At 45.1% G+C, this 22,181-nt stretch carries 21 protein-coding genes; 18 read left to right on the top strand and 3 right to left on the bottom strand.

Annotated features, from left to right (window positions below):
* Positions 1–29: 29 nt before the first annotated feature.
* The 10 genes from xseA (at position 30) to spo0A (ending at position 10,873) form a co-directional block, all read left to right on the top strand.
* Entirely contained in the window at positions 30–1,343 is a 1,314-nt protein-coding gene (gene xseA, locus PQG66_RS09110; RefSeq protein WP_442955088.1) for an exodeoxyribonuclease VII large subunit, read from the top strand.
* A complete protein-coding gene (gene xseB, locus PQG66_RS09105) occupies positions 1,333–1,590 on the top strand; it encodes an exodeoxyribonuclease VII small subunit (RefSeq protein WP_272037374.1) in 258 nt (85 codons plus the stop codon). The genes xseA and xseB overlap by 11 nt, the downstream gene beginning before the upstream one ends.
* Entirely contained in the window at positions 1,562–2,488 is a 927-nt protein-coding gene (locus PQG66_RS09100; RefSeq protein ID WP_272037373.1) for a polyprenyl synthetase family protein, read from the top strand. The genes xseB and PQG66_RS09100 overlap by 29 nt, the downstream gene beginning before the upstream one ends.
* Positions 2,489–2,766: 278 nt before the next feature.
* On the top strand, positions 2,767–4,674 hold the full coding sequence (dxs, locus tag PQG66_RS09095; protein WP_272037372.1) for a 1-deoxy-D-xylulose-5-phosphate synthase: 1,908 nt from the start codon (positions 2,767–2,769) through the stop codon (positions 4,672–4,674).
* Positions 4,675–4,703: 29 nt separating this feature from the next.
* Positions 4,704–5,549 carry a TlyA family RNA methyltransferase gene (locus PQG66_RS09090; RefSeq protein WP_272037371.1) on the top strand — a complete coding sequence of 282 codons (846 nt, stop codon included), beginning with the start codon at positions 4,704–4,706 and terminating at the stop codon, positions 5,547–5,549.
* 87 nt (positions 5,550–5,636) lie between these two features.
* Positions 5,637–6,122, top strand: coding sequence for a hypothetical protein (locus tag PQG66_RS09085; protein WP_272037370.1), 486 nt, complete (start codon positions 5,637–5,639; stop codon positions 6,120–6,122).
* Between the two features lie 89 nt (positions 6,123–6,211).
* A complete protein-coding gene (ahrC, locus tag PQG66_RS09080) occupies positions 6,212–6,661 on the top strand; it encodes a transcriptional regulator AhrC/ArgR (protein WP_272037369.1) in 450 nt (149 codons plus the stop codon).
* Between the two features lie 23 nt (positions 6,662–6,684).
* Positions 6,685–8,403, top strand: a complete 1,719-nt coding sequence (recN, locus tag PQG66_RS09075; protein ID WP_272037368.1) for a DNA repair protein RecN — start codon at positions 6,685–6,687, stop codon at positions 8,401–8,403.
* 120 nt (positions 8,404–8,523) lie between these two features.
* Positions 8,524–9,852 (top strand): SpoIVB peptidase, encoded by a 1,329-nt coding sequence (gene spoIVB, locus PQG66_RS09070; RefSeq protein WP_272037367.1) that lies wholly within the window; start codon positions 8,524–8,526, stop codon positions 9,850–9,852.
* Between the two features lie 202 nt (positions 9,853–10,054).
* Positions 10,055–10,873, top strand: coding sequence for a sporulation transcription factor Spo0A (spo0A, locus tag PQG66_RS09065; protein ID WP_272037366.1), 819 nt, complete (start codon positions 10,055–10,057; stop codon positions 10,871–10,873).
* Between the two features lie 184 nt (positions 10,874–11,057).
* Here the strand turns inward: spo0A and PQG66_RS09060 are convergent, their stop codons facing one another.
* Complete coding sequence (locus PQG66_RS09060; protein WP_272037365.1) at positions 11,058–11,870, bottom strand: FlxA-like family protein; 813 nt, start codon at positions 11,868–11,870, stop codon at positions 11,058–11,060.
* A gap of 350 nt (positions 11,871–12,220) precedes the next feature.
* On the opposite strand from PQG66_RS09060, the gene PQG66_RS09055 reads away from it, so the two are divergent.
* The 3 genes from PQG66_RS09055 (at position 12,221) to PQG66_RS09045 (ending at position 15,188) form a co-directional block, all read left to right on the top strand.
* Positions 12,221–13,258 carry an NAD(P)/FAD-dependent oxidoreductase gene (locus PQG66_RS09055; RefSeq protein ID WP_272037364.1) on the top strand — a complete coding sequence of 346 codons (1,038 nt, stop codon included), beginning with the start codon at positions 12,221–12,223 and terminating at the stop codon, positions 13,256–13,258.
* Positions 13,259–13,509: 251 nt separating this feature from the next.
* Positions 13,510–14,160, top strand: coding sequence for a hypothetical protein (locus PQG66_RS09050; protein WP_272037363.1), 651 nt, complete (start codon positions 13,510–13,512; stop codon positions 14,158–14,160).
* Between the two features lie 551 nt (positions 14,161–14,711).
* Positions 14,712–15,188: a hypothetical protein gene (locus tag PQG66_RS09045; protein ID WP_272037362.1), complete on the top strand. Its 477-nt coding sequence runs from the start codon at positions 14,712–14,714 to the stop codon at positions 15,186–15,188.
* A 136-nt stretch (positions 15,189–15,324) separates the two neighbouring features.
* Here the strand turns inward: PQG66_RS09045 and PQG66_RS09040 are convergent, their stop codons facing one another.
* Positions 15,325–15,924: a thymidine kinase gene (locus PQG66_RS09040; RefSeq protein ID WP_272037361.1), complete on the bottom strand. Its 600-nt coding sequence runs from the start codon at positions 15,922–15,924 to the stop codon at positions 15,325–15,327.
* Positions 15,925–16,097: 173 nt separating this feature from the next.
* On the opposite strand from PQG66_RS09040, the gene PQG66_RS09035 reads away from it, so the two are divergent.
* Entirely contained in the window at positions 16,098–16,310 is a 213-nt protein-coding gene (locus tag PQG66_RS09035; RefSeq protein WP_272037360.1) for a hypothetical protein, read from the top strand.
* A gap of 85 nt (positions 16,311–16,395) precedes the next feature.
* Here PQG66_RS09035 and PQG66_RS09030 read toward each other — a convergent pair whose 3' ends face one another.
* The gene (locus tag PQG66_RS09030) at positions 16,396–16,713 is read right to left on the bottom strand and encodes a DUF2627 domain-containing protein (protein ID WP_272037359.1); all 318 of its coding nucleotides are present in this window, start codon (positions 16,711–16,713) and stop codon (positions 16,396–16,398) included.
* A 233-nt stretch (positions 16,714–16,946) separates the two neighbouring features.
* On the opposite strand from PQG66_RS09030, the gene lpdA reads away from it, so the two are divergent.
* From lpdA to PQG66_RS09010, 4 genes are all read left to right on the top strand, one after another.
* Positions 16,947–18,371: a dihydrolipoyl dehydrogenase gene (gene lpdA, locus PQG66_RS09025; protein ID WP_272037358.1), complete on the top strand. Its 1,425-nt coding sequence runs from the start codon at positions 16,947–16,949 to the stop codon at positions 18,369–18,371.
* 140 nt (positions 18,372–18,511) lie between these two features.
* Complete coding sequence (locus tag PQG66_RS09020; RefSeq protein ID WP_272037357.1) at positions 18,512–19,540, top strand: thiamine pyrophosphate-dependent dehydrogenase E1 component subunit alpha; 1,029 nt, start codon at positions 18,512–18,514, stop codon at positions 19,538–19,540.
* Between the two features lie 2 nt (positions 19,541–19,542).
* Entirely contained in the window at positions 19,543–20,529 is a 987-nt protein-coding gene (locus PQG66_RS09015; protein WP_272037356.1) for an alpha-ketoacid dehydrogenase subunit beta, read from the top strand.
* An 80-nt stretch (positions 20,530–20,609) separates the two neighbouring features.
* A complete protein-coding gene (locus tag PQG66_RS09010; protein WP_272037355.1) occupies positions 20,610–22,082 on the top strand; it encodes a dihydrolipoamide acetyltransferase family protein in 1,473 nt (490 codons plus the stop codon).
* Positions 22,083–22,181 lie beyond the last annotated feature (99 nt).

Below are 22,181 nucleotides of genomic sequence, written 5' to 3'. Positions count from 1 at the left end.
CTATTAAAGACCTGAACCGATATATCCGGATGAAGCTGGAATCGGATCAGGTTCTGTCGGACGTCTGGTTGCGCGGAGAGATATCTAATTTCACGCATCACTCCAGCGGCCATATGTATTTTACTTTAAAGGACAAGGACAGTCGGATTAAATCCATCATGTTTGCGTCACATAATCAGCGTTTACCCTTTGTACCGAAGGAGGGGGCAAGGGTTATTGCGCGTGGCAACGTATCGGTCTATGAACGAGACGGGCAGTATCAATTTTATGCGACACATATGCAGCCAGACGGAATTGGTAGTCTCTATCTGGCCTATGAACAGCTGAAGAAGAAGTTGGAGGACGAAGGGCTGTTCTCTCCAGCTCGCAAAAGACCCATCCCTCGTTATCCACAAACGATTGGTGTGGTAACTTCACCTACAGGAGCTGCTGTTCGTGATATCATGATCACACTCCGCCGAAGATATCCTTCGGCTAGCGTTGTCTTGTACCCAGTACTTGTACAAGGCAAGGGGGCTGCACCATCCATTGTCAAAGCGATTAACAATCTCAATCGTATGGGTGAAGCGGATGTGCTAATTGTAGGCCGAGGCGGTGGATCACTAGAGGAACTGTGGGCTTTTAACGAGGAAATGGTTGCTCGTACGATTGCAGATTCAACGATTCCAGTGATCTCTGCGGTTGGTCATGAGACAGACTTCACCATCGCAGACTTTGCTGCTGATTTGCGTGCTGCGACCCCGACTGCAGCTGCGGAACTCGCTGTACCCAATCGCGCTGAACTGTTGGAACAGATTGCACGAAGACAGCGTCAGTTACAGAACAGTCTGAAACAGCGTGCTGTTTATCACCGTGAACGGCTGACTCGTCTGCAACGCTCCCCGGTACTGGTGCATCCGCGCAGAACGTTGATGCAGCATGCGGAACGTCTGGATATGCTGCATCAACGCTTGCAACGAAGTGTGGATACACGTATGAAATGGACGGTAGAGAAGCAGGAACGGTTACGGGCAGCTTTGCAACGTTTCAATCCCCGTGAGCAGGTGAATGCAGCTCATCGGGACAATGCCGCAGCTCGTAAGCAACTTGAGATTGCGATGCGATCCATCACACGTAGCAAACAACAGCAATGGAAGTCACTCGTACGACACCTCGATGCACTGAGTCCGCTAAAGGTGATGTCACGGGGGTACAGTCTCGTCTATGACGAGCATGAACAACGGCTAATTAAATCCTTAAAAGATGTACAACCGGGAGATTCGGTAAAGATCAAATTAGCGGACGGACAGCTTGACTGTCAGGTCTGGGGAATGAAGGAGGACAATACTATCCATGGCGAATGAACCGGAACTGAATTTTGAAGAGGCAATGGCGGCATTGGAGGATATTGTTAGTCAACTGGAACATGGAGATGTTCCTTTGGAGCAAGCAATTGATTTGTTTCAGCGCGGCATGAAACTTTCCCAGTTATGTGGTCTGAAGCTGGAACAAGTGGAACGTAAGATCGAGATGATCGTAGAAGAAGATGGAGAACTTCGCAAGAAGCCTTTTGGTACGACGGATGATGAGAGTGGTGAAATTCATGAGTAACCGTCCTTCATTCGAAGTCTACCTTCAAGAAGTAACTGGTGAAATTACTGAAGCTTTGCGGCATATCCTTCCCAAACACTGGGATGTGCCGCTTTCTTTGGTGGAAGCCATGCAGTATTCGTTAATGGCCGGCGGCAAACGGCTTCGTCCACTTCTGGTCGTTGCTGCGGCGGAAGCCTTCGGTGCGGAGCGGACAGCTGCGATGCCGGCAGCCTGCGCCGTGGAGATGGTTCATACATATTCTTTGATCCACGACGACCTGCCGGCAATGGATAATGATGACTATCGTAGGGGAAAACTAACGAATCACAAAGTTTATGGTGAAGCTACAGCTATCCTTGCGGGAGATGCACTGCTGACTCATGCTTTCTATAGCATTGTTCAGGCTGGTCGTCAAAGTGGGGTAGGTGCTGATGCGCTGTTGTCCATTGTTGAAGATTTAGCTGAACTTGCGGGAGCTAGAGGCATGGTTGGAGGCCAAGTCGCTGATATGGAAGGCGAACAAGGAATGACTGATTTATCTCAGCTCCAATATATCCATTTGCACAAAACAGGTGATCTAATTGTATTTTCGCTCATGGCAGGAGCTCGGATCGGTGGAGCAACAGAAGGACAGCTGGAGGCGCTACGCGTATTCGGCCGAGATCTAGGGCTCGCGTTTCAGATTCAGGATGATATTTTGGATCTGACGGGTGACGAGCAGAAAATGGGCAAAAAAACACAGAGTGACGTCCATCAACAGAAGGTGACCTATCCGTATTTCATCGGAATGGAAGCTTCATTGGCTGAAGTGAAATCGCTCACGCAATCTGCCAAGGATGCACTTGAGCGAGCCCAATTGCCAGATGCTTCAAGGTTAATGGAGATCGCTGATTACCTGATGAGGCGGGATCATTAAATTTTGCCTATCCCGCTGATTCAAAGTAAAATGTGTGGTGTAATAACTTTAATGGCTTTTTAGTGCCTAAAACAAACCAGTACTCATTATTCAAGAATACATAATTCAGAGCTATAGATATGAACGGGAAGCGAATCACCTCGTGATCAGGTTCAATGGGCTGCAAATTATGATTCTTGTTCGTTTATGGTATAATGGTTCAATGTTATTCAATCCATTAACATATGAAATGATACACATCTAATAAACAAACATTCTAGGAAAGCGGGGAGATTCTCGTGCTGCTTCCACAAATTAAACAACCCAGTGATCTAAAGGCGATGTCCCAGGATGATCTTGCTCTTTTATCGGCGGAAATCCGGCAGTTTCTGATTGAGAAGCTGTCTGTTACAGGGGGGCATCTAGCACCGAACTTAGGAGTGGTTGAGCTCACGGTGGCCCTGCACTACTGTTACAATAGTCCGTCGGACAAAATGATTTTTGATGTAGGGCATCAGGCATATGTGCATAAAGTTTTGACGGGCCGGATGGATCGCTTCGACACACTTCGTCAACACAACGGCTTATGTGGATTCGTTAAACGTAACGAAAGTGAACATGACGTGTGGGAAGCTGGTCACAGCAGTACTTCTCTATCTGCTGCGATGGGTATGGCTATGGCTCGAGATTTAAAAGGTGAAGATAATCAAGTCATTGCCATAATTGGCGACGGAGCACTTACGGGTGGTATGGCTTTTGAGGCACTCAATCATATCGGTCATGAACAACGGAAGTTGATGGTTATACTGAATGATAATGAAATGTCTATAGCACCCAATGTAGGAGCCATGCATAAATATTTGAGCAAAATTCGTTCGGATCGTCATTACTTGAAAGCTAAAGATGATGTAGAAGGAATTCTCAAAAAGATTCCGGCCATTGGTGATCGTTTGGCAAAATCAGCCAGCTGGATTAAAGACAGTGTCAAATATATGATGGTTCCAGGTGTTCTTTTTGAAGAACTGGGCTTCACGTATTTAGGTCCGATCGATGGGCATGACATTCCACAACTGATTGAAGCGTTCAAACAAGCGGATAACGTAGAAGGACCTGTACTGGTCCATGTGCTTACGACGAAAGGAAAAGGCTATCAGCCTGCGGAGGCCGATTCTCATAAATGGCACGGTATCTCTCCGTACAAAATTGAATCTGGTCAAGTGCTGAAGGCGGTTGGCAAACCGATGTATACCGAAGTGTTTGGTCAGACGCTCGTAGAACTTGCCAAAGAAGATGAACGCATAGTTGCCGTTACCCCTGCCATGCCTACAGGTTCAGGACTTATTCCGTTCAGTAAGGAATTTCCAGATCGTATGATCGATGTTGGAATCGCAGAGCAACATGCTGCCACGATGTGTGCGGCATTAGCAATGGAAGGTCTGAAACCGGTCTATGCGGTGTATTCTACGTTTATGCAGCGTGCTTATGACCAGATTGTTCACGATATCTGCCGTCACAATGCCAATGTAATATTTGCTATTGACCGTGCAGGTTTTGTTGGACCAGACGGAGAGACGCATCAAGGTGTATATGATGTTGCGTTTATGCGTCATATTCCGAATATCGTACTGATGATGCCAAAAGACGAGAATGAACTGCGCCATATGATGAAAACCGCGCTTGATTATAATGAAGGTCCGATTGCATATCGTTACCCGCGTAACAATGTGGTTGGTGTTCCTCTGGACGATGTATTGGTTCCAATACCTATTGGATCTTGGGAGCAGTTACGTCCAGCAGAAGGATATGCTATTATCGCCTCTGGTTCCATGGTTCAGCTGGCAGAGGAAGCTGCGGATACGGTGAAACGAGAAGGGATGAATGCCGGCGTTATTAATGCTCGTTTCCTCAAACCTTTGGATGAACAAATGCTGCGTGATTTGGCAGTCCGGGGTACAAAGCTGATTGTGCTTGAAGAAACCTCCCAAGCGGGCAGTATGGGAAGTGCTGTATTGGAATTCTACGCCGAGCAAGGTATGCATGATGTTCATGTGCATCTGATGGGCATCCCGGATCGTTTTATTGAACATGGCAGTATCAAGGAGCAACGTGAAGAAGTGGGTCTTACTGTGGAGAATGTATGTGCAGAACTCCGAAAAATGGCAGTTCAATCTTCATATGGAATGTCCAAAACACGTTTTCCTTCTTAGAAACAGAATGATGCGATAAGGAGAAATACATGTCACTCCCGAAAGAACGAATTGATGTACTGCTGGTGGAGCAGGGATACTACGAAAGCCGTGAAAAAGCCAAGGCTGCGATCATGGCTGGACTTGTGTACGCCAATAATGAACGTATTGAAAAAGCAGGCATGAAAATTCCGAGAGATGCTGAACTGAAGGTTAAAGGTTCAGTGCATCCTTATGTAGGCAGGGGCGGACTAAAACTTGAAAAAGCAATTCGTCACTTTAGCCTCGATATGAATCAACTTGTCATGCTGGATATCGGTTCATCCACCGGTGGTTTTACCGACTGTGCTCTTCAACATGGCACATCTCATGTATATGCTATTGATGTCGGGTATAACCAGCTAGACTGGTCACTGCGTAATGATGAACGGGTTACCGTCATGGAACGTACGAATTTTCGCTATGTTACACCCGAGGATCTGCATGGGCCTGTGCCTAACTTTGCAAGTATTGATGTGTCGTTTATTTCATTGCGAATCATACTTCCCCCATTGTTAGCTTTATTGCAGAGACCAGCGGATATTGTAGCTCTAATCAAACCGCAATTTGAGGCAGGGCGAGATAAAGTGGGAAAATCCGGTGTTGTCCGTGACCCGAAAGTGCACAAGGATGTTTTGCAAACGATGCTTCATTTTGCCAGTCAACTCGGGTTGCACCTGAAGGGACTGACCTTCTCCCCCATAACAGGCGGAGAGGGCAATATTGAATTTCTCGCTCACTGGCGTCTGGAAGTACCAGAGGCCGCACAACCAGAGAACGACGAGGCTTCACTAGATGCTCTTGCAGATCAGGTGGCCAAGGAAGCCGCTCATACTTTTACGGGAAACTCATCATAGGATGAGTTTCTTTTCGCTGGAAAGATGTTTTGAGAAAAAGGAAAACGGGTGTTCGATCTCGAATATGTTTTCTTGAGGTGAGCGGTGATGGATGGTCAATATGACACAATGGTTATTGGTGTATTAGCTGTCTGTTTAATCGTATGGTTGTTTCTGGCATTGCGCAGTTGGATGAATCGGCCCATTCCGGTAAACCTGGCTGAATTAAAACTTAATGAGAATATTCAAGATTCTCCTGCTTTGCAATTACTTGAAGCGAATGGCTATGAGGTAATCGGCGGGAAAATGAAAATACCTCTAGCCTTTGAGGCGGATGATTCTATTTTATATAGCAGGTTATTTATTGATTATGTTGCAGAGCGGGAGGATAGCCGATATTTAGTCAAAACATCCCGTCGCAGACAACCGCTTGAACGAAGCGGACCTGTTATAAGGGATCGCTTCCTGCCCCTTTTATTAATGTATCCAGGATGTGAAGGGCTGCTTTATGTAGATCTGGAAGATTCCGATATAATGGTAATCAGACTTATGGAATATCAAGAAGACGTGTATGATGGAGAGGATCTGGACTAATATATAGTAAGTGTTAAATATGGAATAAAACAGCATAGTGGTGGAGGTCATGACCACATCATTGCAATACATTTTAACTGGAGGCATGTATGAAAGGACAACGACATATCAAGATCCGTGAAATCATTAGTCAAAATGAAATAGAGACCCAGGACGATCTAGTCGAAGCATTGCGTCAAGCGGGATTTCAAGTTACACAGGCGACGGTATCGCGTGATATCAAGGAGCTTCTGTTGATCAAAATTCCGATGGATGATGGTCGCTACAAATATTCTCTGCCAACCGATCAGCGTTATAATCCGATCCAGAAGCTCAAACGTGCGCTCGTGGATAATTTTTTACACATTGATCACACCAACAACCTTGTGGTAATGAAATGTTTGCCGGGAACTGCGAATTCCATAGCCGCTTTACTTGACAATATCGAGTGGACTGAAGTGATGGGCACAATCTGCGGAGATGATACGATCCTTATTATCTGTCGTACAGAAGCTAACAGTGTTACTGTCATTGAGCGCATCATGGGATATATTGCCTAAATCAGCCGGAGGTGTTTTTGCAGATGTTAGTTACATTATCGATTCGCAATCTCGCCGTGGTGGAAGAAGTGGATGTCGTCTTTCATCCGGGATTTCATGTATTGTCGGGGGAAACTGGTGCAGGTAAATCCATCATTATTGATGCGCTCGGCTTGATTGCCGGAGGACGAAGTTCAGCGGATCTCATACGTTACGGATGTGACAAAGCAGAGATGGAAGCGCTGTTTGAAATGGAGCCAAGTCATCCGGTGTGGAGTACGCTAGAGCAGCTAGGTATTCACTGTGAACCAGAGGAGCATCTTGTGATTCGGCGCGAATTGAACACACAGGGCAAAAGTACGTCACGGATTAACGGACAACTTGTGAATCTAACGATGCTGCGCGAAGTGGGCGAGAAGCTGATTAACATTCATGGCCAGCATGAGCATCAGAGTCTGCTGCGTGCAGAAAGCCATCTCGGGCTACTGGATACGTACGGCTCTGAGACGATCGGCCCGGTAAAAGCGAAGTATCAGGAGCGATACAGCAAATTTATTGCGGCGGAGAAGGAACTTCGTGCACTTCAGGAGTCGAGTCAGCGGGCTTATCAGCTGCTTGATATGTATCGTTTTCAGCTTGAAGAGATTGCTGCTGCAGGCCTTACCCGCGGGGAAGATGAATTACTCAGCGAAGAACGGGTCAAACTATCCCATAGCGAGAAAATGATGGACAGTGTCGCTGGCGCTTATGAACTGCTCAGTGGACAACGAGGATTAGAAGCGGTAAGCATAGCTTTATCCCGAATTGAGGATATTTCCGGTTATGACAGTAAAGGATTGCAACCTATTGTGGAGCAATTGCAATCCGCTTTTTATCAACTGGAGGATGTCACATTTCAGCTTCGTGACTATCGGGAACGAATCGAATTCAATCCTGGCAGATTGGAAGAAGTCGAGCAGCGTTTGAACCTGATTTCTGGACTTAGACGTAAGTATGGAGATAGTGTAGAGCTCATTTTAAATTATTATGACCAGATTAGTCATGAAACCGACCAGCTTGAAAACAAAGATGAGCGTTTGGAGAAGCTTCGTACGGAGCGTGACCAATTGTTACTACTTGTGATGGAATCGGCTGAAGAGCTAAGTAAAGTGCGCAAGCAATGTGCGGAGGAATTGGCTGCTCAGGTGGAAAGTGAGTTAAAGGACTTGCAGATGGAACGAACGTCGTTACGTGTTCAGATTGTACCGGCTGAAGATCCAAAAGGCATCGAATGGAATGGACGACGTATTCGATTGAGTCGTCAAGGAGCAGATAGTGCAGAATTTCTGATCTCGCCGAACCCTGGAGAGCCACTACGTCCATTAGGTAAGATCGCTTCGGGCGGAGAGCTGTCTAGAATTATGCTGGCGATGAAGAGTATATTTGCTCGTCACGACCGGATTCCAGTCTTGATTTTTGACGAAGTGGATACAGGGGTCAGCGGGCGTGCAGCCCAATCCATCGCTGAGAAGCTTCATCGTTTGTCAGCTACATGTCAGGTGTTCTCCATCACACATCTACCGCAAGTTGCTTGTATGGCTGATCATCAATATTTAATTGAGAAACATGTTTATGATGGTCGTACGATGACTCAGGTGGAATCCTTGTCAGAGGAAGGACGTGTGAAAGAATTGGCGCGTATGCTCGGTGGTGTGGAAATTACAGAAAAAACGCTGCATCATGCGCAGGAAATGCTGAATCTGGCGGAAGCCAAAAAAGGGTGAAACGTACGGCTGGCGTAATGATTGACAGTAATAAAAGCCTGGGGGCAAGGTTATCTTATAGGTACGCAATTGGCGACCACCTTTCGTCAAGCGAAAGAAGCAAAGGGAGTGTGACAGCCATTGAATTCGCCCCTCAGGACAAAATTGCTAGGCCTTTTATTTGCTTTCTTTCTATGTGTAATTAGCCAGGTCATTCAGCCGATGCAAAGTTATGCTTCCCTGCCAGATGAAGTGCAGGTGTTTGCTGGCCGAAAAACAGACGTTAGACTGGCTGTACCTGCTGCTTCTAGTGCAGTCGTTGATCGGCCGGATATCGTTGGGTTGGATCATTCGTCTGGATTGAAGGTCTCTGGTCAGCAACCTTTGCATCTTCATCCTCAACAGACGGGGCACGCAAAACTAACCTTGAAATTATGGGGTAAAATTCCTGTCAAGACGGTTAATGTTAAAGTCATTCCTGATCTGCGCGTTGTACCCGGGGGTCAAACGATTGGCGTCAAGGTTAAATCTGCAGGTATTCTCGTTGTTGGACATCATCTTGTGCATTCCAGTCCAGATGAACAAAAATCACCAGGTGAAGCCGCAGGAATCAAATTAGGTGATTTAATTACCCATATGAATGGCCATAAGTTGGATGGTGTATCAGGTGTGTCTGAGGCTGTTGAACTTGCAGGTAAGAGCAATCAAAGTATTGACGTTGTTCTGAAACGAGGTAACGAGACCATTAAAACCAAGTTGACTCCGGCGTATGATTCGGAAGATAAGGCCTGGAGACTTGGGTTGTACATTCGCGACTCAGCAGCTGGGGTAGGAACGCTAACCTTCTATGCACCAGATCAAGGGGTATATGGGGCGTTGGGTCATGTCATTACAGATATGAATACACAAACGTCTATTGTTGTTGGAAGCGGACAGATTGTACAGTCCAATGTAACATCCATTTCCAAAAGTGAAACCGGTGATCCAGGTGAGAAAAGAGCTCATTTTCTCAAAGAAAGTAAAATTCTAGGAAACATTGAGCGTAATACAGCGTTTGGAATCTTCGGCAAGATGTCTCAAAATCCAGATCACAGTTTGTATTCGCAAGGTATTCCCGTTGCTTTTTCTCATGAGATCAAGGAAGGGAAAGCTGAGATTTTAACTGTGGTGGAGGGGCAGCAGGTGGAGAGATACTCGGTTGATATTGTTCACGTAGCCAATCAATCGGAACCAGCAACCAAAGGACTTGTACTACGTATTACCGATCCCAAGCTAATTGATAAAACAGGTGGCATCGTGCAAGGGATGAGTGGCAGTCCGATCGTTCAGGATGGTAAGCTGATTGGTGCAGTAACACATGTCTTTGTGAATGATCCAAAATCCGGTTACGGATGCTTTATCGAATGGATGCTTCAAGATGCAGGTGTGATGATGAAAAAAGAACAAGAGAAAAACCTTAAGGCTGGATAACAGCTTTAAGGTTTTTTTGTCGAAAGTGAACATATTATATCATAAGTTGAAATAAAATATTTATTATAAAGGATTAAGAAAAAAAAATAAAGAAAAATAATTTTCGACATGAGGAATTTCAATTGGTGTGTCGAAAATTAAACGTGTAAGGAAATGTACGAAATTGTAAAAGACGAGGTTCAAATAAAAGGAGGATACCGTTTTGCAAAAAATTGAGGTATTGCTGGCCGATGATAACCGTGAATTTACGAATTTGCTCGCCGAATATATATCCGAGCAGGAAGATATGGAAGTAACCGGTATTGCATACAACGGTGAGGAAGTGCTGCAATTATTGGAACAAACTCGGGATGTACCGGATGTGCTAATTCTTGATATTATCATGCCTCATCTGGATGGACTCGGTGTACTGGAACGCCTGCGCGGTCTGAACCTGTCTCCACAGCCTAAAGTGATTATGCTCACCGCATTCGGCCAGGAGAATATCACACAGCGTGCCGTGCAACTCGGAGCTTCCTACTACATTCTTAAGCCGTTTGACATGGAAGTATTGGCAAATCGGGTGCGTCAACTTGTTGGAACGCAAACGACAATGTCAACGAGCAACAGCTCATCTTCATCCTCCATGTTCATGAACAAGTCTAACGTTGTGCCAATGGGCAAACACAAAAATTTGGATGCCAGCATTACGTCAATCATACATGAAATCGGAGTTCCTGCGCATATTAAAGGATATCAGTATTTGCGCGAAGCCATCACGATGGTATACAACAATATCGAAATTTTGGGCGCTATCACTAAAACATTGTATCCGGCCATTGCTGAAAAATTCAAAACAACCCCGTCTCGCGTCGAACGTGCCATCCGTCACGCGATTGAAGTGGCATGGACTCGCGGCAACATCGACAGCATCAGCCACCTCTTTGGTTACACCATTAACATCAGCAAGTCGAAACCAACCAATAGCGAGTTCATCGCGATGGTTGCTGACAAGCTGAGAATTGAGCATAAGGTTAGCTGAAAGGATCCGGAATAAACAATAAGCACCTCTCCGACATCTCGCCACAAGCGAGTATTGGAGGGGTGCTTTTTTGATCCGTTGATCAAGGTAGATACTTGAGAAACCAAAAAGAAACGTTGAGTGAGAAATATAAGTTGTTGACAACAAAAATTACTTTGAACTATGTAAAACGAAATTGGGCTCTTTATATTCGAATATCTACAGATGAATAAGTCGAAGCCGTAGGAGCACTAGTACTGCTACCTATAGGACTTACTGGTAACTGTCCAGGTTTGTTGTCTTCTATAGTTTGTTCCTTTTTCTCTGATGGATTGGATGCTTTGGAGTTAAACTCATTTACTTCATCCTTGGATAAGGCTGAAGATGATGGGAACTGTTCTGAATTTTTCGGTGCGGATTCGTGAATTTCCGCTGCCAATTCACCAATTTTGTTACTTACTGTGCTTATTTGAGAGTGGATATCCGCTACTGCTTCTCTTCTGTTCTGAAAAACGGTTTGTTCAGCATTTTCCAGCATCATGGATTTTCCAAGATCAGTGCGGTTAGTGTCCTCTAGCACAAATCGATCAAACCGAGTTTCTCCCTCGATTGTATGAATCGAATTTTGCATTCTGTCTCGCATACCAACAAGCTTTCCCATCTGGTTATATGTCTGACTATTTTTGATGAGATGATCAAGTGAAGGTGACGATTGATCATCGGATTTAGTTGTCTGCTGTTGAGGCTTTTCAGGAAGTTGTCTTGATTTGTTCTTTTCTTCCAGCTCTTCCGCTTTAATCTGTGCAATCTGACTATCCAGCTGACCGATGGAAGTGGTTAGGTTTTTAATTCGTTCTGCTTTTGTTGTAGTATCTAACTCATCATTAGATTTAATAGCTTGCACTTGATCATTCAATTTTACTTTCTGCTCCATCAACCTCTGAATTTCTTTGTCTCGATTAGACATTAAACTAGCAGAAGTGATTGTACTCTTACTGGTAGGTGAAATTGGGTTCATATGCCTTTCTCCTTTTTTATATAGTCATAGTTATATATCGGAAAGGTAGGGAGATAAGTGAATATTTCTCTAACTCTTCATGTTAAGGAAAGTGTGTCATTTTCGTTGTAAAATGCAGTAGGTAGTTAAAACCTGGATAACTCAGTTGTTTTCAAATACATCTCGAAGTCCACATCTAGTTTCTTCATCGCACCTTCGATTGCTCGTTCAGAGCAGAACGCTAACAATGTAAGATAATATAGTCATTGTAATTTGAACAGATTTCCATTAAACTAAATAAAGATTAAACGATAATGAGAATCAATATCATATAGAAGAGACATGAAATGAAAGATGGAGGTCCTATACAGATGAATCAAGAATTGGAGCTTTATGATGTAACGATCATTGGAGGCGGCCCTGCGGGTATGTACTCTGCATTTTATAGCGGCATGCGTGATATGAAGACTAAATTGATCGAAGCACGCGACAGACTGGGAGGACGGATGCTTTTTTATCCGGAAAAGATGATCTGGGATGTTGGCGGGGTGACTCCGATTCTCTGTGAAGATCTGATCAAACAGCTTGAGCAGCAAGCACGTACATTCGATCCTACATTCGTATTTGAACAGCAAATTGAAGGGTTTGAGCGCCAGTCTGACGGAACAATTCTGTTAACAGCTGCTAATGGTGAACAACATTGGACACGCACAGTCATCCTTGCAATCGGGTATGGCATATATAAAATGGCCAAGCTGGAACTTGAAGGTGCGGACCGTTATGAAGTATCTAATCTTCACTATACGGTACAAGAACTGGAGCCTTTTCGCGGCAAACGTGTCCTGATCTCAGGCGGGGGCGATTCGGCTGTTGATTGGGCTAATGAGTTGGAGAGTTTGGCAGAGCAGGTTACAGTTGTACATCGACGGGATCACTTTGGTGGTTTGGAACGCAACGTTCTACGCATGAAAGAGTCTTCCGTAGACGTGCGAACGCCTTACGCGCTTGAGAAACTGCATAGCTTAAGTGGCGATAGGATTGAAGAGGTAACGATTAAGCATACAGAAAACGGGGAAACGGAGAGACTTGAAGTCGATGCAGTGATCGTCAATCATGGGATGAAGAGTGATTTCGGTTCAATCCGTCATTGGGGATTAGATCTAGGGGAGTGGCATGTCAGCACAACGGAGAGACTTCAGACGAATCTCCCCGGCGTATTTGCAGCAGGTGATTTTGTGGAATATGGAAGCAAGTTGTATTTAATTGCTGGAACTTTCACGGATGCAGCCCTTGCGGTTAATAGCGCTAAGCTGTATATGGACCCAGGAGCAGAGAAAGTCGCGTACGTTTCTTCCCATAACAGCCGTTTCAAAGAGAAAAATAAAGCGCTAGGTGTTGTGGAGGAGTAATAATGGTGGAAATACATAATAACTTCGGGAAGATCCCGAGGTTATTATTTTTGTTTATGGGGTATGAAGTGAGCAAGAATGCGCAAAATAGAACAGCTACGAATTGAAGAGCAGATTTAAAAAGAATATAATCTAATTTAATTAATTGTCGACACGTTTTTATGTTTTTGTAGGAAATATCGGCATGCATGTATCACCTAATTGTAGACTTGGTAACCAGATTACAAATCAACAAGAGTGGAGTGCAGCAAATGAAAAAAAGTTCGCCATCTGGCCAAAGTATTACATTCATTCAGCGCTTGCTTAATCATATGAATAAAAAACCAATTGCGTGGTCTAAAATTTATCTTGCCACGGCTGGTGCGCTTCATCGTTTATTCGTTGAGGGGCGGCGTAACCGTGCAGCAGCGAGAAGAAAACAGCAGGACATGCCCCTTAGTGCATTAAAATCCATGAAGCTCGAGCCAGGAGATATTGTGTACACACCAAGTTCTGAATCTACATACTATGCTGGGCATATGGGGATTATCGGTTTAGATGGAAAAGTATATCATGTACATCCATATGGACCGGTTTTTGCTGACACGTTGGACTGGTATCTTACACGTTTTTATGAAGGAGACCGTTTCATTGTGTTTCGTTCCAAACTTCGTCAAGTGGGAATTGGTGCAGCAGAATGGGTTCAGGAGCATTATAAACAGGTGAAGTTTTACCGTTTGCAGACGAACCTTCTTAGTATCGAGCGGAATTATTGCTCTAAATTTATATACCAGGCGTATAAATTCACTTCTGGGCTGGATCTGTGGGGACGAAAGTTTACTAAGATGAAGCAGGGGTTCATCTATCCGTTTCGTATTGAACGCTCATCGGATCTAGATGTGCTTGGTACATTTTATAAATAAAACAAGTAATAAGGTAAAACACTCATAAAATGGCTCATTCCTCACCTTGAGGGATGGACCGTTTTATGAGTTTTTTTTAATATGTACTGAGATAAAAACAGGAAAAACACCCAAAACGTCGAATAGAAATACGTGGTAGGCAAGCACAACTTGGAATCGTATACATAAAGTTAGGCACGATGTTTAAGAACAAGTGAACAAAAAAACGTCTAGAAAGCAGGCGAACAAGAAAGAGTGAATTCCAATATGAAATGGCAGGGCTTCTTACGAAAGTTTCGAGGTAAAACAAACGTAGTGAAGCTATCGGACTATACTCCAAAAAAGGAGAGGAGGAACTACTGTTCCATTTGCAGAACATACGTAAAAAGCATTATGTATTATGCAGCTCCACAGGGAAATGTTACAGGTGTATGCAGTTCTTGTAGGACTGTGGCGGAAGCAAGAGATATGATCCCTATATGATAAGAAATAATGCGCTTTCGAAACAAGAATATTTTGATTTATGCGCGTTTTTGTAGTACATTAGCAAATGTATTCGAAGGAGGATTCTAATGTACTCAGGGAGACAAGACGATACTTTATACATCATGACCTACACCTTAAATAGCGGTATCAAGGGTACGGTTCCACTGTCTAATAAGCAAATTGTTGAGTGGCTCGATTGTTATAGAAATGAGAAACGCTTTGTAACTGAGATCGGCAAGGAATTTTTTGGATTAAATGCAGGATTGGTTGCAGATTTTAAAGTTCAAAATCATTTATCCGATTATCAGCAGACGATTATGCCCTCTCAGCAGCAGGATAACTTGGAGCGTCTGTCCAGTGCTTATAAATCAACTGAGTTATTAATGAAGATTGATTGCAAATGCGGCACGGCTTACGTAACTGAATCTCCTTACAAGCGAACCAAATGGTATTGCACGAAGTGTAAAGAGATTGTATTCCTGGATTCTAAAAAAGGAATGGTAGAAACATCGCGCGGCGATGCATACTACATGACCAACAAATACTTTGTTTCCCGAGATTAATGGGAAGTGATAACTGAGGCATCGCTTACAGCGGTGCTTTTTTCGTGCCATTTTGTTATAAAAGTTGTATTTTGTAAATATGGAGGATGGGATTGTAATAAAAAAAAGCCCGATTGGGCTTTTAGTTAAGCGTTCCTTATGAAGTGCATTCCACTTTGTGAGGCGGAATAAAGCAGCAGCGACAGCGGGGCTCGTAAGCCTCAGAGTCACCAATCATGACGACTGGACCCAAGGTGACAGGTTCCCCATTGACGATCCGCTGTGTAAAAGCGGCATCAGGGCTGCCACAAACGGCGCAAAATGCAGACAGTTTTTCGATATCATCGGCCATCGCCAGAAGGCCACCGATATATCCAAATTCTTTTCCACGATAATCCATATTAAGTCCATCGACGATGACATGTTTCCCGCAGTAGGCTAGTTCAGAGACAAGCTCCATGATGGCACTGCTAAAAAATTGCACTTCATCGAAGGCAACAACATCGGCATCAATCGTCTGATTCAAAATCGACTCTATGGATTCCGGCGTTAATTGCCGGGGAATGGAATGAGCAGGCAGTCTATATCCGATCCGGCTTACGATTTCGTCCTGAGCGAACCGATCATCCTCAGCAGGTTTGTAGGCAACGACCTTTTTACGGCCAAATTGAATAAGCTTCTGACAACGGCGAATTAGTTCACCAGATTTTTCGCTGAACATGGGTCCAGTAATTACAGTAATACGTCCAGTTTGCACGATGCTGCTACCCCTCTCGCATACGGTATTCAAAAAAAGCGACCATTACAGATTACCACATCTCCTTCGCAAAGAGCCAGAGCTAATATGAATCAGTTTGTGTTACTATATGTATGGTTACCATGTGAGTTCCGAAAGTTTGAGCTTTGGAGATTTGAAAAGAGGTGTTACGAATGAATGAAGCATTAACTTCACTAAAACAGCGTTATGAAGATCTAAATAGACAGGGTAAACTGGACGAGCCCGCGCAGGCTTTATTTACAGAACTGCTCGCAGAGGCAGAGCGACTGCAGGCCAGCAATCTGACACTGCGCAGAACAATTCTAAAATCCTCTTCCAAGGAGTCGCGTATGTCCACCAAATTGCGAGATGCTTTATATGAATGAGATTAGTTGATCATTGTGGGAGCTATTCCGTGGTTGCTTCGTAACTACATTGCCGAAAAGTCCGAAAAAAACAAAAAGCCCGGAATTATGAACTGCTTCCGGGTGTTTCGAGCTGTTCCGTCTGTTTTTTTGAGCGAAAACGTGGACCAACATAATTGCGTTTGCGGTCGCGAAACAAAATCCAGCCGCCTAGAAAGCTCATGCCTGCGACAAAAAGCAGAAGTCCGCCCAGGAAGGAAAGCCACTGAAATCCGGGAGAAATCATGTCGTTTCCATGCTCTGCATAATATAAAAATAAGGCATCTTTCATCATAAGGAAACCTTTCATCGCCATTAAACCGGGGATGACGAGAACAATAATTGCGATAAATCGCGAAAAGACTATTTTCGTATTCATAAGCATTATACCCTTTCTGGCAGAGTCAACATAATTTAAAGGTTACGCTTACAGAGAATTCCTGTCTATATCATAGCTTGGAAAACGCAGGCTGTCCATGTGAGAATGGTCAAATTTTGAGTTGACTGCGCAAGGAGAGTACAATGAGTTATATAGAGGGACAGTCATAGCTAAGACAGCAAGAATCAATATATTAATATATATGCTACTAAAAACGAGGTATAGAGGAGAATTTAGAGATGCCAATACCGTGTGATGTTGCGATACTGGGTGGAGGTACGGGTGGATATGTCGCTGCAATCCGTGCCGCGCAGTTGGGAAAAAAAGTTGTTATTATCGAGAAGGACAAGCTGGGCGGTACATGTCTGCATCGGGGCTGTATTCCAAGTAAGGCATTGCTGAAAAGTGCGGAGATGTACGCCGAAATCCAAGACAGCGAAAGTTATGGTATTGAAACCAGTGGAGCTACACTTGTGTTCCCTAAAGTTCAGGGACGAAAGGATGCCATTGTCGAGCAGTTGTACAAAGGTGTTCAGTATCTGATGAAAAAGAATAAAATTGAAGTGGTTCACGGCAAGGGACGTGTCATCGGACCTTCCATTTTCTCGCCGCAAAGTGGTGCTGTAGCTGTCGAATTTGAAGATGGCGAGATGGATACAGTTGTTCCAACCAATCTAATTATTGCTACGGGATCACGTCCCCGAGTATTAACTGGGCTTGAATCCGATGGAAGATACATTATGAGCAGTGATGATGCACTTCGTATGGACGAGCTACCAGCTTCTATGATCATTGTAGGCGGTGGAGTGATTGGGCTTGAATGGGCCTCGATGTTGAATGATTTTGGCGTGAATGTAACGGTAGTCGAGACAGCAGCTCATGTGCTACCTGCAGAAGACGAGGATGTGGCTAAAGAAATGCAACGTTTGCTGGGCAAGCGGGGTGTGCGTTTCCTTACCGGCGCCAAACTGATCACGGACAGCTACCGAATCGAAGATCAGAACGTGAACATCGATGTGCAATTCGCGGGAGATAAGCTGGAAACGCTGACTGCTGAAAAAATGCTCGTGTCGATCGGACGTCAAGCTAACGTTGAAAATATCGGGCTTGAGAATACAGATATCAAAGTCGAGGGCGGTTTTATTGCAGTTAACAAAAACTTGCAGACTGGCGAAGGTCATATTTATGCCATTGGTGATTGCATCGGCGGATTGCAGCTTGCACATGCGGCTAGTCACGAGGGGATATTAGCCGTGAATCATATGGCTGGAGAGCCTGTGCATCCGGTTGAAGCTCATCGGATCCCGCGGTGTGTATATACACGTCCGGAAGCGGCAAGCATTGGTTTTACGGAGAAGGAAGCCAAGGAACGTGGATACGAGATCAAAACAGGCAAGTTTCCTTTTCAGGCAATTGGCAAAGCGTTGATCCACGGAAGTCGTGATGGCTTCGTGAAGGTGATTGCGGACGCCAAAACGAATGATATTTTGGGGGTACATATGATTGGAACTCATGTTACCGAATTGATCGCGGAAGCTTCACTCGCGCAGATGCTGGATGCGACACCGTGGGAAGTTGGACAAACGATTCATCCGCACCCTTCTCTGTCGGAAATCATGGGTGAAGCCATGCTGGCGGTGGACGGAAAAGCAATTGGGATGTGAGCCGCACAGAGGATTGAGAATGGTCCTTTTCTTTTTGGGGGAAAAGGGATTATAATAGGGTTAAGCCAAGTCTTAGTACCAGGTTATAAGATCGGGTAGTAAGATTGAATTAAGGCTCTGAATAAAAGGAGGTACCTCATATGAGTTCACAAGGTACTGCAGGTGCGGTCCATCGCCATCAACAGCTTGGACTTAGCGATGGAGAAGTATTGGATATGTACAAATACATGTTGCTTGCACGCAAGTTTGACGAGCGCTGCTTGCTTTTGCAGCGGGCTGGAAAAATTAACTTTCACGTATCCGGAGTAGGACAGGAAGCTGCACAAGTGGGTGCTGCTTTTGGTCTGGACCGGGATCATGATTATTTTTTACCTTATTACCGCGATTATGGTTTTGTTCTGGCTGTGGGCATGACACCGCGTGAGCTGATGCTGTCTGCATTTGCCAAAGCGGAAGATCCGAATAGTGGTGGACGACAGATGCCAGGCCACTTTGGTCACAAAAAGCTGCGTATCGTCACAGGCTCCAGTCCGGTTACAACGCAAGTTCCTCACGCAGTTGGATTCGCGCTTGCAGCCAAGATGAAAAAGGAGAAGTTTGTTTCTTTTGTCACATTTGGTGAAGGTTCAAGCAACCAGGGAGACTTCCACGAAGGTGCCAATTTTGCAGGTGTGCACAAGCTCCCTGTCATCATCATGTGTGAGAACAATCAATATGCAATTTCGGTTCCTGTTCACAAGCAGCTTAGCGGCAAGGTCTCTGATCGTGCACTAGGCTATGGTTTCCCTGGATTGCGCGTAGATGGCAATGATGCACTCGAAGTGTATGCTGCCGTGAAGGAAGCACGCCAGCGTGCCATCGCAGGTGAAGGACCAACACTGATTGAGGCAATGATGTATCGTCTATCTCCTCACTCCACTTCAGATAATGATCTGGCCTACCGGACCAAAGAAGAGGTTGAGGAGAACTGGAAGAAAGACGGCGTGCTTCGGATGAAAAATTATTTGATTGAATGCGGTATCTGGGACGAAGCCCAGGATGCGGATCTGGCTTCCCAGCTAGCGCTGGAAATGAAGGAAGCGACTGAATATGCAGACAACGCGCCATATCCGAAACCTGAGGACACTCTGACGCATGTCTATGCGGACAGCGAAGAAGGGGGACGGTAATCATGGCTATGATGGAATATATTGATGCAATCCGTCTTGCAATGAAAGAAGAGATGGAGCGCGACGAGAACGTGTTTGTTCTTGGAGAGGACGTCGGAGTCAAAGGCGGCGTGTTCACAACGACCAAGGGATTACAGGATCAGTTCGGTGAGATGCGTGTAATGGATACACCGCTGTCAGAATCGGCCATTGCGGGTGTGGCTATCGGTGCAGCAATGTACGGGATGAAGCCGATTGCTGAAATGCAGTATTCTGACTTTATGTTGCCTGCGACGAATCAGATTATTAGTGAAGCGGCAAAAATCCGCTATCGTTCGAACAATGACTGGAGCTGTCCAATCGTTATCCGTGCGCCAATTGGCGGCGGGATCTTTGGTGGGCTGTACCATTCCCAGTGTCCAGAATCGATCTTCTTCGGTACACCGGGTCTCAAAATTATCGCCCCTTACTCGGCGTATGATGCTAAAGGACTGCTTAAAGCGGCTGTTCGTGATCCAGACCCTGTACTCTTTTTTGAAAACAAAAAATGTTACAAGCTGATCAAGGAAGATGTTCCTGAGGATGATTACATCGTTCCAATCGGTAAGGCGAACGTACTTCGTGAAGGTGCAGATATTACGGTTATTGGTTATAGTCAGCCTTTGCATTTTGTGATGCAGGCCGCTGAGGAATTGGAACGCGAAGAGGGCATTACGGCACATGTACTAGATCTGCGTACACTGCAGCCGCTCGATCGTGAAGCCATTATCGCTTCCGCTCGGTTGACAGGGAAGGTGCTGATCGTACACGAAGATAACAAAACGGGTGGTGTAGGTGCAGAAGTTGCAGCCATCATCAGTGAGGAATGTCTATTTGATCTGGATGCACCTATTCAGCGTCTATGTGGTCCTGATGTACCGGCTATGCCAATTAGCCCTCCTATGGAGAAGTTTTTCATGTTGAGCAAAGATAAGGCTAAAGCAGCTATGCGTGAGCTTGCCGAGTATTGATCCGAGAAGGTACAATAATAACTATTAATGGATTAAAAACCCATATGAAGGTTAAAAGTAAAGTTTGGAGTGATAAATAAATGGCTGAACGTATGAAATGGATCGACGTCATCATGCCGCAGCTCGCAGAATCTCTGGTTTCGGCTACCATCGGCAAATGGTTGAAAAAACCAGGTGACCGTGTGGAGCAATACGAGCCGATCTGTGAAGTCATTACCGATAAAGTCAATGCCGAGATCCCATCTACTGTGGAGGGGATCATGGGTGACCTTCTGGTAGAAGAGGGAACAACTATTGCTGTAGGAGAGGCCATCTGTCGTATGCAAGTCGCTGCTTCCGATGAAGACACTGCAGAGCAAGTAACACCTCCTGCGAGTCAGGAGCATCAGGTGCAGCAAACCCAAGGACAGCGTGAGGTCATTCAATCTCCTGTCACCGCTTCAAACGCTGCTACATTTGATCCGAATCAGCCTATGCGTAATCGTTACTCACCAGCAGTTCAGTCTCTGGCAGCTGAACACGGATTGAATCTGCAGCACATTCAGGGAACAGGAGCGGGCGGAAGGATTACTCGTAAGGACGTACTTGCCTATGTTGCACAAGGAGGGCAGGGGAATGCACCTACTACGTCTGCTCAGTCTTCAGTAGCATCCAATCAAGTCACTCAATCGACTTCTTCGCCTTTCAGCGGAATCAGGGATACAAGTGTAACTACAGGGACTGCAGCTTCTAATAGTGGTTCCGGACAATCCATTCTTGCATCCGATGCGGGAGTTCCTGTGCGTCATTCGGGAATTCACCTGACGGAAAGTCCGAAAATACCTCAGATTGAAGTGGAAGGTGGCGGACAGGGGAGATCGGAATACTTTATCGATGTTACCCCTGTACGTAACGCGATAGCCCGGAATATGCGTCAAAGTGTATCCGAAATCCCACATGCGTGGACGATGATTGAGGTGGATGTAACTAACCTCGTCATGCTGCGCAATAAACTCAAGGATGAGTTCAAACGGAAAGAAGGCATTAACCTGACCTATCTTTCGTTTATGATGAAGGGTGTTGTCAATGCAATTAAAGATTACCCGATCATGAACTCGGTATGGGCGGTTGATAAAATTATCGTGAAGCGAGATATTAACCTGTCCATGGCTGTAGGTACAGAAGATTCTGTGCTGACACCGGTGATCAAACAGGCAGATCAGCGTAATATCGCGGGTCTTGCTCGCGAGATTGATGAGCTGGCTCGTAAAACGCGTGAAGGTACCCTGAAGCTGGATCATATGCAGGGCGGTACATTTACAGTGAACAATACAGGCTCTTTTGGTTCCATCCTGTCACAACCGATCATCAACTATCCACAGGCTGCTATTCTTACATTTGAGTCTATTGTGAAAAAACCGGTTGTCATCAACGATATGATCGCTGTGCGGTCGATGGCTAACTTGTGTCTTTCTCTGGATCACCGAATTCTGGACGGTGTGATCTGTGGACGGTTCTTGCAACGTGTCAAAGAGAACCTGGAAGGGTACAATATGGAAACGAAAGTGTATTAAGTTTATGATAGAACTAAGGGAAAGTGTATGTGCCACAGGCCGTGCACTTTTCTGACTGTCTAGAGATCATTATTTCATCATATAGTAAACCATGGGCAG

It is taken from the genome of Paenibacillus sp. JJ-100 (genome assembly GCF_948329825.1).
Lineage (GTDB): Bacteria > Bacillota > Bacilli > Paenibacillales > Paenibacillaceae > Paenibacillus.
This window is presented reverse-complemented; position numbering and strand designations above follow the sequence as displayed.

What these genes read in the sequence shown, in the direction of transcription:
- xseA (WP_442955088.1), top strand. Translation starts at nt 30, where the DNA reads ATGAAGCTGGAATCGGATCAGGTTCTGTCGGACGTCTGGTTGCGCGGA.
- xseB (WP_272037374.1), top strand. Translation starts at nt 1,333, where the DNA reads ATGGCGAATGAACCGGAACTGAATTTTGAAGAGGCAATGGCGGCATTG.
- PQG66_RS09100 (WP_272037373.1), top strand. Translation starts at nt 1,562, where the DNA reads ATGATGAGAGTGGTGAAATTCATGAGTAACCGTCCTTCATTCGAAGTC.
- PQG66_RS09090 (WP_272037371.1), top strand. Translation starts at nt 4,704, where the DNA reads ATGTCACTCCCGAAAGAACGAATTGATGTACTGCTGGTGGAGCAGGGA.
- PQG66_RS09085 (WP_272037370.1), top strand. Translation starts at nt 5,637, where the DNA reads ATGGATGGTCAATATGACACAATGGTTATTGGTGTATTAGCTGTCTGT.
- ahrC (WP_272037369.1), top strand. Translation starts at nt 6,212, where the DNA reads ATGAAAGGACAACGACATATCAAGATCCGTGAAATCATTAGTCAAAAT.
- recN (WP_272037368.1), top strand. Translation starts at nt 6,685, where the DNA reads ATGTTAGTTACATTATCGATTCGCAATCTCGCCGTGGTGGAAGAAGTG.
- PQG66_RS09060 (WP_272037365.1), bottom strand. Translation starts at nt 11,870, where the DNA reads ATGAACCCAATTTCACCTACCAGTAAGAGTACAATCACTTCTGCTAGT.
- PQG66_RS09055 (WP_272037364.1), top strand. Translation starts at nt 12,221, where the DNA reads ATGAATCAAGAATTGGAGCTTTATGATGTAACGATCATTGGAGGCGGC.
- PQG66_RS09050 (WP_272037363.1), top strand. Translation starts at nt 13,510, where the DNA reads ATGAAAAAAAGTTCGCCATCTGGCCAAAGTATTACATTCATTCAGCGC.
- PQG66_RS09045 (WP_272037362.1), top strand. Translation starts at nt 14,712, where the DNA reads ATGTACTCAGGGAGACAAGACGATACTTTATACATCATGACCTACACC.
- PQG66_RS09035 (WP_272037360.1), top strand. Translation starts at nt 16,098, where the DNA reads ATGAATGAAGCATTAACTTCACTAAAACAGCGTTATGAAGATCTAAAT.
- PQG66_RS09030 (WP_272037359.1), bottom strand. Translation starts at nt 16,713, where the DNA reads ATGCTTATGAATACGAAAATAGTCTTTTCGCGATTTATCGCAATTATT.
- lpdA (WP_272037358.1), top strand. Translation starts at nt 16,947, where the DNA reads ATGCCAATACCGTGTGATGTTGCGATACTGGGTGGAGGTACGGGTGGA.
- PQG66_RS09020 (WP_272037357.1), top strand. Translation starts at nt 18,512, where the DNA reads ATGAGTTCACAAGGTACTGCAGGTGCGGTCCATCGCCATCAACAGCTT.
- PQG66_RS09015 (WP_272037356.1), top strand. Translation starts at nt 19,543, where the DNA reads ATGGCTATGATGGAATATATTGATGCAATCCGTCTTGCAATGAAAGAA.
- PQG66_RS09010 (WP_272037355.1), top strand. Translation starts at nt 20,610, where the DNA reads ATGGCTGAACGTATGAAATGGATCGACGTCATCATGCCGCAGCTCGCA.